Here is a 14,517-nt window from a genome sequence, read left to right on the forward strand (position 1 = left end):
CGAGACCCACGGCGTGGTCTCGACAGGCTCGACCCACGGCGATCAGGCGCGCGGCGCCCGGCCCCAGGCGACGAGCCCGGTGCCCGTGCGCGGGAAGGCGCGCTGCGCGACCCGGAACGGCCACGTCGCCGCGCGCACGGCCGCGCCCTGCACGTCGCCGCTCGGCTGGAAGAGGCGGCCGCTGCGGGCGGTGCGGTCGGCGGCGCTCCCCTCCTCGCGGAGGCCCGGCCGGCGCCGGGCGACCTGGTGGCGCACCGCCTCGAGCGCGTAGCCGAGGGGCACGCCGTACAGGCGCAGCCCGACGTCGACGAGGCCCGCGTCCCGCAGGAGGGCGACGAGGACGGCCGGGTCGTAGCGGCGGAAGTGGCCGACGGCCTCGTCCATCGGGCCGTACCGGCGCTGCCAGGCCGGCGTGGAGAGGAGGAGCGTGCCGCCCGGACGCAGGCGCGCGGCCCACTCGCGCAGGGCGGCGGCGTCGTCCTCGATGTGCTCGATCACCTCGAAGGCGCAGACGAGGTCGAAGCGCTCGGCGGCGGGCAGGGAGTCGAGCGGGCCGTGCACGACCGTGCCCGGCACGCCCGCCTCGACGAGGCGCTGCTCGGCGGTGCGGGCGCTGTCGGCGTCGAGCTCGACCCCGGTGTACGCGGCGGCGCGGGCGGCGAGGCGCACGCCCACGGCGCCCTGGCCGCACCCGACCTCGAGCACGCGGCCCGCCGCACCGGGCAGCAGCGGTTCCACGACGTCCCACCGCAGGCTGCCGTACAGCGTGAGCGGGGGCGGGGTGGTGGCGGGGTTCGGCACGGGCGGGCGCTCCTTCGTCCTCGGCGGCACCGGCGGCGGCTCTGCGATCTGCCGACGTCGGCGGGGGTCAGCCTGCCAGCACCTCGGCTGCGGCGGCGTCCCACCGCGCGGCCCAGTCGCCGATCGGCGCGACACCGGCCGCGCGCAGGGCGTCGTGCCCGAGCACCGAGTACGCGGGCCGCGGGGCAGGCCGCACGAACGCGTCGCTGGTCGTCGGCACGACCCGGGTCCCGGAACCGAGACCCGCGACGATCCGCCGGGTGAACCCGCACCACGACGTCTGCCCCGACGCGGTCCCGTGATACGTGCCGGCCGGCGCCCCCGCCGCGACCAGCCGCACCATCAGGTCGGCCAGGTCACGCGTCCACGTGGGCTGGCCCACCTGGTCGTCCACGACCGTCAGCTCGTCACGCTCGGAGGCGAGGCGCGCCATCGTCCTCGGGAAGCAGGCACCGTGCGCCCCGTACAGCCAGGCGGTGCGCACGATCAGGTGGTCAGGCGCCTCGGCACGCACGGCCCACTCCCCCGCCGCCTTCGTGCGCCCGTAGGCGGACACCGGCGCCAGCGGCGCGTCCTCCGCGTACGGCGCGACGGCCCGGCCGTCGAAGACGTAGTCGGTGGACACCTGCACGAACCGCGCGCCCGCCCCGTGCGCGGCCCTGGCCAGGAGCGCGGCACCCACGGCGTTCACGCCGAACGCCTCGGGCTCGCGCGACTCGGCGTCGTCGACCGCGGTCCACGCGGCGCAGTTGACCACGACGTCCGCGCCCCGCACCACGGCCGCGGCCGCCGCGGCGTCCGTGACGTCCAGGTCCGCGCGGCGTGCCGCGACGACGTCGGCGCCCGCGGCGCGCAGCACGGCGAGGAGGTCGGTGGCGAGCATCCCGCCCGCGCCGGTGACCACCCACCGCTGTCCCTCGGTCGGGCCTGCAGCCGGGCCGGCAGGGGCGGTCGAGGTCGCGTCGGCGGTGCTCACGCCTAGGATCCTAGGCGTGCGCCGCCGGGGAACCGGCGGGCGGCAGCACCGCACCACCTCACCGACCCACCCAGGGAGCACCCGTGCAGTTCCGCGAGCTGGCCGTGCCCGGCGCCTACGAGATCACCCCGAAGCAGTTCGGCGACCCCCGCGGCCGCTTCCTCGAGTGGTTCAAGGCCGACACCTTCGCCGACGCCGTCGGCCACCCGCTCGACCTGCAGCAGGCCAACGCCTCCGTCTCCGCCGCCGGCGTCCTGCGCGGCATCCACTTCGCCGACGTCCCGCCCGGCCAGGCCAAGTACGTCACCTGCCCCGCCGGCGCCGTCCTCGACGTCGTCGTCGACCTGCGCACCGACTCCCCCACCTTCGGCACCTGGGACACCGTCCTGCTCGACGACATCGACCGCCGCGCCGTCTACCTCGGCGAAGGCCTCGGCCACGCCTTCCTGTCCCTCGCCGACGGATCCACCGTCGTCTACCTCTGCTCCACCGGCTACAACCCCACCGCCGAGCACGGCATCCGCCCCCTCGACCCCGACCTCGGCATCGACTGGCCCACCACCACGCGCGACGGCGCCCCGCTCACCCCCCAGCTGTCCGACAAGGACCAGGCCGCGCCCACCCTCGCCGAGGCCCGCCGGCAGGGCATCCTGCCCACCCAGGCGGCGGTGGACGCGCACCTGCGCACCCTCTGACCCACGCCCGCCGAGGTAGTCCGGCTCTCCGCGAGGTAGTTCACCTCTCGCCGAGGTAGTGGACTGGACCACTACCTCGGCGAGACATGAACTACCTCGGCCGGGCGAGGGCCCCGAGGCCCGCGAGCAGCAGGTCCGCGACCGTCACCAGCACGCGGCTGGCGAGCACCAGCAGCAGCACGGCGGCGTGCGGCAGCACCCCGGCGAGGACGGCGAGCAGCACGAGCTCGCGCGCGCCGGCGCCGGCGGGCACGACCACGACGAGGAACCCGACCACCCAGGCGAGCGCGTAGCCGCCGACGGCGAGGGCGGCGCCCCGGACGTCGGCGGTCATGCCGAGGCCGACGGCCAGCACCCAGACCTGCGCGCCGGCGAGCAGCCAGCCGACCACGGACCACAGGGTGGCGCCGCCGAGGCCCCGCCAGCCGAGCGGGCGCTCGAGCGGCGGGCGGCGGGCGAGGCGCAGCGCCCGGGCGACGAGGCGGTTGAGCACGGGGGGCAGCAGGACGACGGCGACGGCGGGCAGCGCCCACAGGACCGGCCCGGCGGACCCGAGCGTCCCGGTCGCGACGAAGGGCAGCGCGACGAGGCCCACGACGGCCCCCGAGACGACCCCCACCAGGGTGGCGACCGCCGTGGTGGTGACGGAGGTGCGGCGGGCGATGCCGTGGTCGACGCCGAGCTCGGCCGCCGCGACCACGTTCCACACCCCGCCGGGCACGTACTTGCCGAGCTGGCTGACGCCGAACACGCGCAGGGCGACGCGCAGGCCCGTCGGGGACCCGAGGTCGGCGAGCACGACGCGCCAGGACGCGAAGGTGCAGAGCACGAACGCGACCGACAGCACGAGGGCGAGCGCGATCCGCTGCCAGGACAGCGCCGCGGCCGCCTGGGCCAGGTCGTCTCGGGCGGCGACGACGGCGTAGACGGCGAGGCCGATCGCGACGACGAGGAAGCCCCAGCGCACCCACGGGGAGCGCAGCGCCGCCAGCGCGCGGGAGAGCGCGCCGGCCCCGCCGGTCTCGCCGGTCTCGCCGGTCTCGCCGACCTCGCCGGTCACGGGCGGACCCCGCGCGCGACGAGCGCCCGCACCAGCGGGTCGACGACGGACTCGGGCCGCACCAGGTCACGGCCGGCCGACGCGCGGGCGCGGGCGGACGCGAGGGTGGCCGGGTCGCGCAGCGCGAGGAGGCGTTCGGCGAGCGCCCCCGGGTCGGCGGGCGGCACCCGCTCGAGGTGGCCGCCCAGCAGGCGGCGCTGCGGCTCGGTGTCCGAGGTGACGACCACGCAGCCCGCCGCGAGGCCCTGGAAGACCTTGTTCGGCACGACGCGCAGGCCCTTGGGGGTGGCGGAGAAGATCCCGAGGCAGACGTCGTGGGCCGCGACGAGCGCGGGCAGGTCGGCGGGCTCCACCCAGTCGCGCCACGTGACGCCGGGGACGTCGCGCAGCCGGTCGCGGGCGGCGGGCAGGTCCTGCCCGGAGCCGACGAGGGTGACCTCGACGCCCCGCCCGCCGCGCGCGGCGTCGGCGGCCGCGCGCGGCAGCGCAGTGGCGAGGGCCTCGGCGAGCACGTCGGTGCCCTGCAGGGGCGTGAACAGGCCGAAGAAGACGACGCGCAGCGGCCGGCCGTCGCCCTCGGGGCCCGACGCGGCACCGGGCCCCGCGCCGGGCGCGGCGTCGAACCACTCCTGCGGCGCGCCGACCGGCACGACGAGCCCCCGCCGGGCGCGGGACGGCACCAGCTCGCCCAGCAGGCGCGCGTGCTCCGGGGTGTCGAGCAGGACGGCGTCGGCGCACGACGTGGCGAGCCGGTCCAGGCCGCGCAGCAGGGTGACCCGCGCCCCGCGGGCGCCCCGGTCGGCGGCGGTGTCGCCCGCGAAGACGAGGTGGTCCAGCAGGACGGGGGTGCGGCCGAAGAGCAGGCGCGCGAGCACGACGTCGAAGTGGCCGAGGTACCCCACGAGCACCGCGTCCGGGCGGCCGTGCCGCCGTCGGTGCGCCGCGACGTCGCCCACGAGCAGGGCCCAGCAGCGCAGCAGGCGTACCAGCAGGGCCGGGAGCCGCCACGGCTGGCGCAGCATCCGCACCCGTGCGGCGGTGCTCAGGCCGAGCGGCCGGTCGAGCTCGTGCACCGTGTACCCGTGGGCGCGGAGCCCGGCGACGAGCACCCCGACGCGTGGGTGCCGGGACGCGTCGTACGTGCCGAACGCGACGATCACGCGGGCGCGTCCTGATCGTCGGGCAGCGCGTCGGGGAGGGCCTTGGGCATGACGTCGGGCACGGCGTCGGGGACGACGGACCGCACCGCGGGCCGCGGGCCGTACTGGAGCTCCTTGACCCGTTCGAGGGTCTCCTCCATCAGCGTGCGGTTGGTGCGCTGCAGGTCGGCGATGACCAGGAGCGCGAGGCACAGCAGCGCGCCGACGAGCATCGCCCCGGCGAACACGAGGGACTGCACGTGCCCGCCCGCGTCGCCCTGTGCGAGGAAGACAAGGAACCGCACGGCGGGCACGGCGGCCGCGACGAAGAACAGGCCGCCGAGCGTGAGGAACACCAGGTGCGGGCGGAACATGATCGACGAGCGCACGATCGCCCGCCCCGAGCGGCCCATGTGCTGCCAGATGTTGGAGAACAGCCGCGACTCGCGCGTCTTCGGGTTGGTGGTGATGGGCAGGCTCGCGATCCGCAGGCGCTTGTTCCCCGCCTGGATGATCGTCTCCATGGTGTAGCTGAACTGCGTCACCACGTTGAGCCGCAGCAGCGCGCCCCGCGAGTACGCGCGGAACCCGCTCGCGGCGTCGGGCAGGGAGGTCCCCGCCGCGGCGCTCACGACCCGGCTGCCGAGGCGCTGCATCCGCTTCTTGAACGGGGAGAAGTGCTCGATGGTCGCGGTCTGCCGGTCCCCGACGACGATGTCGGCCTCCCCCGCGACGATCGGCGCCGCCAGGTCGCCGATGCGCTCCGAGGGGTACTGGTTGTCGCCGTCCGTGTTGACCACGACGTCGGCGCCGTGGGCGAGCGCGTAGTCCACCCCGTCACGGAACGACCGCGCCAGCCCCATGGTGCTGGTGTGCCGCAGGACGTGCCGCACGCCGAGCCGGCGCGCGACCTCCGAGGTGCCGTCCGTCGACCCGTCGTCGACCACGAGGACCTCGACGCTGTCGAAGCCCGGGACCTCGCGCGGGATCGTCGCGAGCACGAGCGGGAGGGTCCCGGCCTCGTCGAGGCACGGGATCTGGACGAAGAGCTTCATCGCGCATCCTTCGGGGGACCGGGCACCACCGCTGGCGCGGGGCCGGGGGGCGGGTCGATCGGCGAGACCGCCGCGAGTCTACGGGGCCACCGGAGCCCGACGGCCAGCGCGGACGCCAGCACCAGGCCCGCCACCGCCAGCAGGGCGACGAGCGCGGGCTCGGGGAGCGTGCTCCACGCGAGCCAGCGGTCGACGGCGGCGCCGAACGACTCCCCCGGCCCCCGGTAGAACGCGCCGAACGCCCACACGAGGCCGCCGACGGCGGCCGCGAGGGCCAGCGCCAGCACGACGGGGACGCCGCGCGCGAGCCGCCGGTCGGACCGGCGCGCGAGGTGCCACGCGGTGATCGCCACCGCCACCGCGAGGGCCGAGACCCCGCCGAACACGTAGCGGCCCTGGATCGCGACGAGGCGGCCGGTCTCGGAGTGGAAGTCCCACGCGTTGTAGGCGACGCCGGCCGCGAGCGCCGCGGGCGTCAGCAGCACGACGAGGGCGGTGCGCCGCGCGCCGGGCAGCACCAGCGCCGCCAGGGCGGCGGCCATGAGCGCGACGGTGCCCCACACGACCCACGCGCCGGCGAGATGGACCTCGAGCCAGGACAGGTTGCCGAAGAACGACTGCGCGAGGCGCCCCGCGATGATCGACGGGACGTCGCCGTCGGGCACGGTCGCCAGGATGTTCAGCTCGCGGGGCCGGCCGACGGGCTGCACGGCCCCGAGGGTCACGACGTTGCGCACCCACCACCACCCGCCGACGACGAGCGTCACGGCGCCGGCGCCGGCGAGCCGCCCGAGCCGCGCCGTCCACGGCCGTCCGCGCGCGAGCGCGTACGCGGCGACCACCATGGGCACGGCGAACGCGACCATCACCTTGGTGAGCATGCCGAGCCCGAGGACGACGCCGAGGGCGACGGCCACCCGCCAGCGGAGGTCGCCCGTGACGACCCGCACGGCGAGGTACGTCGCGGCGGCGCAGGCCAGCACGACGAGGGCGTCGTTGTTCACGGCCCCCATGACGTGCCCCAGCTGCGGCAGGACCAGGGGGAAGGCGCCGGCGACGAGCCCGGCCGACGCCGACCCGGTGGCGCGGCGCGCGGACTCCGCCGCGAGCGGGACGACGAGCGCGAGCAGCACCACGTCCAGCAGGCGCAGCGCGAGGGTGATCTGGTCCCAGCGCGCGTCGGTGAGCCCGGTGGCGTGCAGCAGCCCCGCGCCGAGCGCGTAGTACAGGGGCGGGTGCTGCGTCATCTGGTCCACGTCCGTGCCCGTCGACGCGTCGCCCAGGGCGTTGCCCGCGTCGACGTGGGTGCGCTCGTCGCGCGGGACGGGCACGACGTCGACGAACTGCGGCGCGTCCTCGCGGTGGCGCCACCGGCCGGGCAGGTCGGCCGGGTAGCCGGCCTCGTCGACGGCCTCGGCGATCGCGGGCGAGAAGTAGGCGTCGCCGGGAGCCGGCCAGCCGCCGCCGTACGCGATCCGCAGCACGCTGTTGACGTGGTTCTGCTCGTCGGGCGAGCGGAACATCGGCGTCACGACCGCCCACACGACGCCCCACGCCGCGACCGCGAGCGTGAGCACGGCGAGCGCCCGCCGGTACCGGCGGCCGGCGGGGGGCCGGACGAGGCCCGTGCGAGGAAGGGGGGTGCCACCCGCCGCCGGCGCGGGAGCCGGGCGCGCGTGCGGCGTGGTGTCCGTCACGACCACAGTGTCCCAGAGCGACGCCGCGCGGGTGGCCCGGACCGGCGTCGCCGGCGCGGACTTTCGCCCGCACGCGCCCGCCCTGGGCCGGCCGGCCGCCGGTAGTGTGCCGCGCATGCGGGTCCTCGTCACGGGAGGCGCCGGGTTCATCGGCGCGAACTTCGTCCAGCAGACCGTCCGGGAGCGTCCGGGGGCGGTGGTGACGGTGCTGGACGCGTTGACGTATGCCGGGGACCGGTCGTCGTTGGACCCGGTCGCGGACCAGGTCTCGTTCGTGCAGGGCTCGATCACGGACGCCGCGCTGGTCGACGAGCTGGTCGCCGGGTCGGACGTGGTGGTGCACTTCGCCGCGGAGTCGCACAACGACAACTCGCTGGAGGACCCGTCGCCGTTCGTGCAGACCAACGTGGTGGGCACGTTCACGCTGCTGGAGGCGGTGCGCCGGCACGGGGTGCGGTTCCACCACGTCTCCACGGACGAGGTGTACGGCGACCTGCCGCTGGAGGGCGAGGAGAAGTTCACCCCCGCCACCCCGTACAACCCCTCGAGCCCGTACTCGTCGACGAAGGCCGGGTCGGACCTGCTGGTGCGCGCCTGGGTGCGTTCGTTCGGCATCGAGGCCACGATCTCGAACTGCTCGAACAACTACGGGCCGTACCAGCACGTGGAGAAGTTCATCCCGCGGCAGGTGACGAACCTGATCGACGGGATCCGTCCGCGCCTGTACGGGGCCGGGCTGAACGTGCGCGACTGGATCCACGTGGCCGACCACAACGCCGCGGTGTGGTCGATCATCGAGGCGGGCCGGATCGGGGAGACGTACCTGATCGGGGCCGACGGCGAGACGTCCAACCTGGACGTCGTGCGGACCCTGCTGGAGCTGTTCGGCCGTGACCCGGACGACTTCGACCACGTCAGCGACCGGCCCGGGCACGACCTGCGGTACGCGATCGACGCGACCCGGCTGCGCGAGGAGCTCGGGTGGACCCCCAGGTTCACCGACTTCCGCTCCGGGCTGGCCGCGACCGTGGACTGGTACCGCGAGCACGAGGACTGGTGGCGGCCCGCCAAGGCCGCCGTCGAGGCGAAGTACGCCCGCACCGGCCAGTGATCGGGCGGCGACGGGCGGCGACATGGCGCGGTCGGTGACCGACCCACACATTTCCTCTACCGTCCCGGTCCGCGGGCACCTCAGCCGCGTAACACGGACCCTCTATGCTCGCTTCCCGTGAGCCGCTCCACCCCACGTCACGTCGCCTCGCGCCCCGAGTCCGTCAAGGGGCCCTCGCACGCACACACGCTGCGCCGGCACTCGCTCGCGCGCGCCCTGGGAATGGGGCTGACCGCCGTCCTGGCGTTCGCCGCCGTCGGCGGCGCGACCGCGGCGGTGCGGCTCACCGGCAACATCACCTCCGTCGACGCGGACAAGCTGCTCGGTGACGACCGGCCCGAGAAGAAGATGCCGGAGGACCCGAACGCGGACATGCCGTTGAACATCGTGCTCATGGGCTCCGACAGCCGCGGCGGCGAGAACGCCGACATCGTCGGGGACGGCACCGAGGGTGCCCGCTCGGACACCACGATGATCATGCACATCTCCTCCGACCGGTCCCGCGTCGAGCTGCTGTCCATCCCGCGCGACACGACCATCGACGTCCCGTCCTGCCCGACGTCCTCGGGCGGCGAGACCTCGCCCTTGTACGGCGTGAAGTTCAACGCGGCCTTCTCCCAGGGCGTCATGTCCGGCGGCGACGTCGAGTCGGGCGCCCTGTGCGCGCAGAAGACGATCGAGACGATCACCGACGTCCAGATGGACGGCTTCGTCGTCGTGGACTTCGCCGGCTTCGAGAAGATGGTCAACGCGCTCGGCGGCGTGGAGCTGTGCATCCCCGAGGACGTCAGGGCCCCCAAGGCCGACCACCTCGTGCTGTCGGCCGGGGTGCAGGAGCTCGACGGCGACACCGCGCTCAAGTACGCGCGGGCGCGCACCGGCGACGGGCTGGGCGACGGCTCGGACCTGAACCGCATCGGCCGGCAGCAGGAGCTCCTGGCGGCCCTCGCCCGCGAGGTGCTCAGCGCGGGGACGCTCGCCGACCCGGGCAAGTCGCTCAAGTTCCTCAACGCCGTGACCGACTCGATGACCATGAGCAGCAACTTCGCGTCCATCAAGGGACTCGCCGGGCTCGCGTACAGCGCCCGCAACGTCCGCCCTGACACCATCGCGTTCATGACGGCGCCGTACGAGTACGACCCGAACAACGCGGCGAACGTGGTGCTCACGGCCGATGCCGACGAGGTCTGGAAGAACCTGTACGACGACAAGCCCCTCAGCGACGCGATCAAGGCCGACGCGTCGAAGAACGGCAAGAAGTCGAAGGACGACGCGAAGGACTCGGGCTCCGACTCCGGCGCGACCGAGGCCGAGGGTGACGTCGACGGCGCCACCCCGGTGGCCGACGACGACACCGCCGCCGAGGAGAAGGCCACCGACGGGTCCGGCGAGAAGACGCAGGACCCCGAGCCGACGCGCACCCGCGAGGCCGGCCAGGAGGCGTTCACCGGCGCCGACGTGACGTCGGTGTGCGGATGAGCGCGGGGGCCCGATGAGCAACGACGACCAGCGCATCCCGCCGAGCTTCACGCCGTCCGGCGGCCGGTCCGACCGGCCCCACGGCGCCGGTGACGCGATCCCGGTGGGGGGCACGTCCCGCCCGCCGGCCCCGCCCACGGGCGGCCGCGTCGGGCGGCGCGACGACGCCGCGCCGGTCGAGCCGCGTGTGCGCCGCCAGTCCTCCCGCGAGATCCCGACCACCCCGCCCGAGCGGCGCGGCGGTGCGCAGCAGAAGCCGCGCTCGTACGCACCGCGCGGCAGCCAGTCCGCGTCCCCGGCGTCCCGCGCGCCCGCGGCGCGGCAGGGCTCCGGCACGCGCGTGATGCCCGCGCAGGGACGGGGCACCCCGCCGCCCGCACGGACGGGCGGAGCGGCCGCGGCGACGGCCGACGGCGGCGGCTTCCACGTGCGCAAGGGCCGCGTCGCCGCCCTCGTCCTCGTGCTCCTGCTGGTGCTGCTCCTGGCCTGGCCGATCGGCCTGATCGTGTGGGCCAACGGCAAGATCCAGCACGTCGACGCCCTCTCCGGCGCCGACAACACCCCGGGCACCACCTACCTGCTCGCCGGGTCTGACGCGCGCGGCACGGGCAGCGTCGCCGACGACGGCACCGAGGGCGCCCGCACCGACACGATCATGGTGCTGCACAAGCCCTCCAGCGGGCCGGCGTCCCTCATCTCCATCCCCCGCGACACGTACACGGAGATCCCGGGCCACGACCCCAACAAGATCAACGCGGCCTACTCGTACGGCGGCGCCCCGCTGCTCGTCCAGACCGTCGAGGGGCTGACGGGCCTCACCGTCGACCACTACGCGGAGGTCGGGTTCGGCAGCGTCGAGGAGATCGTCGACGCCGTCGGCGGCGTCAAGCTCTGCTACGACGACGACGTCGACGACCCCAAGAGCGGCCTGACCTGGGAGTCCGGCTGCCACATGGCGGACGGCGAGACGGCGCTGGCCTTCTCCCGCATGCGCTACTCCGACCCCAAGGGCGACATCGGGCGCGCGGAGCGGCAGCAGCAGGTCATCGCGGCGGTCGCCGCGAAGGTGGTCAAGCCCAGCGTCCTGCTCAACCCGGTGGACCAGGTGCAGCTCGTCAACGCGGGCACCGACGCGCTCACCGTGGACGAGAAGTCCGGCATCGTCGACCTCGGCCGCCTCGGCCTGGCCTTCAAGGCGGCGACCGGCTCCGAGGGCGTCACCGGCACCCCGCCCATCGCCGACCCGGGCTACGACCCCGGCACCGGCGTCGGCTCCACCGTGCTGCTCGACGAGGACAAGGTCGACCAGTTCTGGGCCGACGTCCGCGACGGGGAGCTGAAGCCTGGCAGCACCGTCGGAGGCATGCCCGGCTGACGCCGAGGTAGTCCAAGTCCCCGCGAGGTAGTTCGAATCTCGCCGAGGTAGTCCGAATCTCGCCGAGGTAGTCCGAATCTCGCCGAGGTAGTGGTCTGGTCCACTACCTCGGCGAGATTCGAACTACCTCGGCGGGACCTGGACCACCTCGCCGAACCGACCGGCCGAGGGCATACTTTCCTCGCCTCGGAGCGCCGTGCCCCGGGCTGCCCGGCCGCGCGCGGGGCGTCGTCCCCACGGAGGCCCGATGTCCGCGACCGTCCCCGATGCCGCCGCACCCGCACCCGTGTCCCGGCGGGGTCGCTTCCTGTCCGTGCTGGTCCCCGCCGCCCAGCGCCGCGACCTCGGGGAGCTGACCGACCGCCTCGACCTGTCCTCGGGCGCGGTGCGCGCCAAGCACTCCGCGTTCTGGTCGATGCTCGTGCTGTCCGGGCTGATCGCGATCTCGGGCGTCGTCACCGACTCCACCGCCACCGTGATCGGGGCGATGATCATCGCCCCGCTGTCCACCCCCATCCTCGGGTTCGGGCTCGGGGTCGTCACCGGGCGCGTTCGCCTGCTCGGCCGGTCGGCGCTGTACGTGCTGGGCGGGCTGGTCGTCGTGGTGGTGCTCGGCTGGCTCGTGGCGCTGGTCCTGCCGCAGACGTCGGACGTCGTGACCAACTCGCAGGTCACGGGGCGCACCTCCCCGGGGGTCGCCGACCTCGTCGCCGCGTTCGCCACCGGGTTCGCGGGCGCGATCGCCCTCGCCCGCCGCGACCTCGGCGACGTGCTGCCCGGCATCGCCATCGCGATCTCCCTGGTGCCGCCGCTGGGCGTGGTGGGCGTGTGCCTCGGGGCCGGCGAGCCGTCGCTCGCGGCGGGCGCGCTGCTGCTCTTCGGCTCGAACGTGGTCGCGCTCGTCATCGCGTCCACCGTGGTGTTCACCGGCGCCGGCTATGCGTCGGACGCCGCCCAGGTGCGGCAGGACGCGGGCGGCCGCCGCCGACCCCGCCGCGCCGTCGTGCTCGGCGCCGCCGCCGTCGTCCTGGTCGCGCTGCCGATGGTCGCGAACACCGTGCAGGCCACGCTCGCCGACGTCTGGGCCGGGCAGGTACGGTCGGCGGCGGAGTCGTGGCTCGCGGGCACCCCCGACGCCGCCGTCGAGGACGTCACCTGGCAGGGCACCGACGTGCTCGTCGACGTCCGCGGCCCCGGCGACCTGCCCGACGTCGCGCAGCTCCAGGACACGGTCGACGACCTGGTCCCCTGGCACCCCGAGGTGACCGTCGTGCACACCGTGGGCGAGCGCGTCGAGGGTTGATGCCCGGCGGCCCCCCAGGGGCCCTCGTCAGGCGGAGAAGCCGGTGCGCTGCGCGCCGTCGCGGGCCGCACGCAGCTTCTCGCCCTTCGCCCGCGCGACGTCGCCGAGCTCGGCCTGGAAGGCGACCATCCGCTCGCGCAGGGCGAGCGCGTCGGCGTCCGTGCCGGCACCGAGGATGCGTGCGGCGAGCAGCCCGGCGTTGCGCGCCCCGCCGATCGAGACCGTCGCCACGGGCACGCCCGCGGGCATCTGCACGATCGACAACAGCGAGTCCATGCCGTCGAGGTGGCGCAGCGGCACCGGGACGCCGATCACCGGCAGCGGCGTGACGGCGGCGAGCATGCCGGGCAGGTGCGCGGCCCCGCCGGCACCCGCGACGATCACCCGCAGGCCGCGCTCGGAGGCGGTGCGGCCGTAGTCGATCATCTCGGTCGGCATGCGGTGCGCGGAGACGACGTCGACCTCGACCTCGACGCCGAGCTCGGCGAGCGCGTCGGCGGCCGCCTCCATGACGGGCCAGTCGGAGTCCGACCCCATGACGATCCCGACGACGGGCTGCGTGCTCATGCCTGCTCCTCGTTCCCGGTGGTCGAGCCTCTCGAGTCCCCGCGCAGCAGCGCGGCCGCGGCGAGGGCGCGGCCGCGCACCTCGTCGAGGTCGGAGCCGCTGACGTTGACGTGCCCGAGCTTGCGGCCCGGGCGGATGCCCTTGCCGTACAGGTTGACCCGCGCCTCGGGGAAGCGCGCGAGCACTTCCGGCAGGGCGTCGGTGAGGGCGTCGAGGGTCGAGCCCAGCACGTTCGCCATGACGGTCCAGGGCGCGCGGGCGGCGGTGTCGCCGAGCGGCAGGTCGAGCACGGCACGCAGGTGCTGCTCGAACTGGCTCGTCACGGCGCCGTCGATGGTCCAGTGGCCCGAGTTGTGCGGGCGCATCGCGAGCTCGTTGACCCAGACCGCGGTGCTGCCGTCGGCCTCACGCGTCTCGAACAGCTCGACCGCGAGCACGCCGGTGACGTCGAGCCCTTCGGCCACGGCCACGGCGATCCGGCGCGCCTCGGCGTCGACCGCCGGGTCCAGGTCGGGCGCGGGCGCCACGACCTCCGCGCACACGCCGTCGCGCTGCACGGACTCGACGACGGGCCAGGTGCGGACCTCGCCGGACGGGCGGCGCGCGACCAGCGCGGCGAGCTCGCGCACGAACGGCACCTTCCGCTCGACCAGCAGCGCGGGCCCGCCGTCGGCGACGGCCTGCAGCCAGTCGGCGACGTCGTCCGGGGACGACACGACGCGCACGCCCTTGCCGTCGTACCCGCCGCGCGAGGTCTTCACGACCGCCTCGTGGGCCGGCTCGTCCGCCAGGAACGCGGCGAGGGCCTCGCGGGCGGCGGCCGGGTCGGTCGGCAGCGCGGCCCAGCGGGGGCACGGCAGGCCGAGGTCGGTGAGCCGGCGCCGCATCACGATCTTGTCCTGCGCCTGGACCAGCGCGTGCGGGCCGGGGCGCACGGGCGTGCCGTGGTCGATGAGGTCCTGCAGCAGCGAGTTCGGCACGTGCTCGTGCTCGAAGGTCAGCACGGCCGCCGGCGCGCGCCCGTCACCGGGTGCGATGAGGTCGCGGATCGCCGCGTCGTCGCTCGCCGCGCCCACGGGGGTGTCGGTGACCACCTGCGCCGCGGACGACGCCGGGTCCTCCACGAGGACCCGCAGGCCCACCCCCAGCTCGGCGGCGGCGGGCGCCATCATGCGGGCGAGCTGGCCGCCCCCGACGACGGCGACGACGGGTGCGGAGGCTGAGGTTCGTCCGGTCACGGTGTCCGAGGATACCGGCCC

At 75.4% G+C, this 14,517-nt stretch carries 13 protein-coding genes; 5 read left to right on the plus strand and 8 right to left on the minus strand.

All coding sequences use genetic code 11. The features are described from left to right. Nucleotides 1-42: 42 nt before the first annotated feature. Together ACQFYA_RS15915 and rfbD are read right to left on the minus strand one after the other, a co-directional pair. Nucleotides 43-801, minus strand: coding sequence for a class I SAM-dependent methyltransferase (locus tag ACQFYA_RS15915; RefSeq protein ID WP_499125763.1), 759 nt, complete (start codon nt 799-801; stop codon nt 43-45). Nucleotides 802-868: 67 nt separating this feature from the next. After that, nucleotides 869-1,705 carry a dTDP-4-dehydrorhamnose reductase gene (gene rfbD, locus ACQFYA_RS15920; protein ID WP_499127568.1) on the minus strand — a complete coding sequence of 279 codons (837 nt, stop codon included), beginning with the start codon at nt 1,703-1,705 and terminating at the stop codon, nt 869-871. 155 nt (nt 1,706-1,860) lie between these two features. Here rfbD and ACQFYA_RS15925 point away from each other — a divergent pair, with 155 nt between their 5' ends. After that, nucleotides 1,861-2,472, plus strand: a complete 612-nt coding sequence (locus ACQFYA_RS15925; RefSeq protein WP_499125765.1) for a dTDP-4-dehydrorhamnose 3,5-epimerase family protein — start codon at nt 1,861-1,863, stop codon at nt 2,470-2,472. A gap of 91 nt (nt 2,473-2,563) precedes the next feature. Here the strand turns inward: ACQFYA_RS15925 and ACQFYA_RS15930 are convergent, their stop codons facing one another. The 4 genes from ACQFYA_RS15930 to ACQFYA_RS15945 are packed head-to-tail and all read right to left on the minus strand — an operon-like array spanning nt 2,564 to nt 7,423. Beyond that, the gene (locus ACQFYA_RS15930) at nt 2,564-3,532 is read right to left on the minus strand and encodes a lysylphosphatidylglycerol synthase domain-containing protein (RefSeq protein WP_499125767.1); all 969 of its coding nucleotides are present in this window, start codon (nt 3,530-3,532) and stop codon (nt 2,564-2,566) included. Beyond that, nucleotides 3,529-4,692, minus strand: coding sequence for a glycosyltransferase (locus ACQFYA_RS15935; RefSeq protein ID WP_499125769.1), 1,164 nt, complete (start codon nt 4,690-4,692; stop codon nt 3,529-3,531). The genes ACQFYA_RS15930 and ACQFYA_RS15935 overlap by 4 nt, the downstream gene beginning before the upstream one ends. Beyond that, nucleotides 4,689-5,726, minus strand: a complete 1,038-nt coding sequence (locus ACQFYA_RS15940) for a glycosyltransferase family 2 protein (protein WP_499125771.1) — start codon at nt 5,724-5,726, stop codon at nt 4,689-4,691. Before ACQFYA_RS15940 ends, ACQFYA_RS15935 begins: the two co-directional genes overlap by 4 nt. Further along, the gene (locus ACQFYA_RS15945; protein ID WP_499125773.1) at nt 5,723-7,423 is read right to left on the minus strand and encodes a DUF2142 domain-containing protein; all 1,701 of its coding nucleotides are present in this window, start codon (nt 7,421-7,423) and stop codon (nt 5,723-5,725) included. Before ACQFYA_RS15945 ends, ACQFYA_RS15940 begins: the two co-directional genes overlap by 4 nt. A 115-nt stretch (nt 7,424-7,538) precedes the next feature. On the opposite strand from ACQFYA_RS15945, the gene rfbB reads away from it, so the two are divergent. The 4 genes from rfbB (at nt 7,539) to ACQFYA_RS15965 (ending at nt 12,691) form a co-directional block, all read left to right on the plus strand. Then, nucleotides 7,539-8,534 carry a dTDP-glucose 4,6-dehydratase gene (rfbB, locus tag ACQFYA_RS15950; protein WP_499125775.1) on the plus strand — a complete coding sequence of 332 codons (996 nt, stop codon included), beginning with the start codon at nt 7,539-7,541 and terminating at the stop codon, nt 8,532-8,534. Between the two features lie 117 nt (nt 8,535-8,651). Further along, nucleotides 8,652-10,013, plus strand: coding sequence for an LCP family protein (locus tag ACQFYA_RS15955; RefSeq protein ID WP_499125777.1), 1,362 nt, complete (start codon nt 8,652-8,654; stop codon nt 10,011-10,013). A 13-nt stretch (nt 10,014-10,026) separates the two neighbouring features. After that, entirely contained in the window at nt 10,027-11,388 is a 1,362-nt protein-coding gene (locus ACQFYA_RS15960) for an LCP family protein (protein ID WP_499125779.1), read from the plus strand. Nucleotides 11,389-11,635: 247 nt separating this feature from the next. After that, the gene (locus ACQFYA_RS15965) at nt 11,636-12,691 is read left to right on the plus strand and encodes a TIGR00341 family protein (protein WP_499125781.1); all 1,056 of its coding nucleotides are present in this window, start codon (nt 11,636-11,638) and stop codon (nt 12,689-12,691) included. A gap of 27 nt (nt 12,692-12,718) precedes the next feature. Here ACQFYA_RS15965 and purE read toward each other — a convergent pair whose 3' ends face one another. Together purE and ACQFYA_RS15975 are read right to left on the minus strand one after the other, a co-directional pair. Then, nucleotides 12,719-13,258, minus strand: a complete 540-nt coding sequence (purE, locus tag ACQFYA_RS15970) for a 5-(carboxyamino)imidazole ribonucleotide mutase (protein WP_499125783.1) — start codon at nt 13,256-13,258, stop codon at nt 12,719-12,721. Then, complete coding sequence (locus ACQFYA_RS15975) at nt 13,255-14,496, minus strand: 5-(carboxyamino)imidazole ribonucleotide synthase (protein WP_499125785.1); 1,242 nt, start codon at nt 14,494-14,496, stop codon at nt 13,255-13,257. Before ACQFYA_RS15975 ends, purE begins: the two co-directional genes overlap by 4 nt. Between the last annotated feature and the right edge of the window lie 21 nt (nt 14,497-14,517).

The organism is Promicromonospora sp. Marseille-Q5078, assembly GCF_050315395.1.
Lineage (GTDB): Bacteria > Actinomycetota > Actinomycetes > Actinomycetales > Cellulomonadaceae > Isoptericola.

Coding starts and splice junctions, on each gene's coding strand:
- ACQFYA_RS15940 (WP_499125771.1), bottom strand. CDS start 5,726: ATGAAGCTCTTCGTCCAGATCCCGTGCCTCGACGAGGCCGGGACCCTC.
- rfbB (WP_499125775.1), top strand. CDS start 7,539: ATGCGGGTCCTCGTCACGGGAGGCGCCGGGTTCATCGGCGCGAACTTC.
- purE (WP_499125783.1), bottom strand. CDS start 13,258: ATGAGCACGCAGCCCGTCGTCGGGATCGTCATGGGGTCGGACTCCGAC.
- ACQFYA_RS15960 (WP_499125779.1), top strand. CDS start 10,027: ATGAGCAACGACGACCAGCGCATCCCGCCGAGCTTCACGCCGTCCGGC.
- ACQFYA_RS15965 (WP_499125781.1), top strand. CDS start 11,636: ATGTCCGCGACCGTCCCCGATGCCGCCGCACCCGCACCCGTGTCCCGG.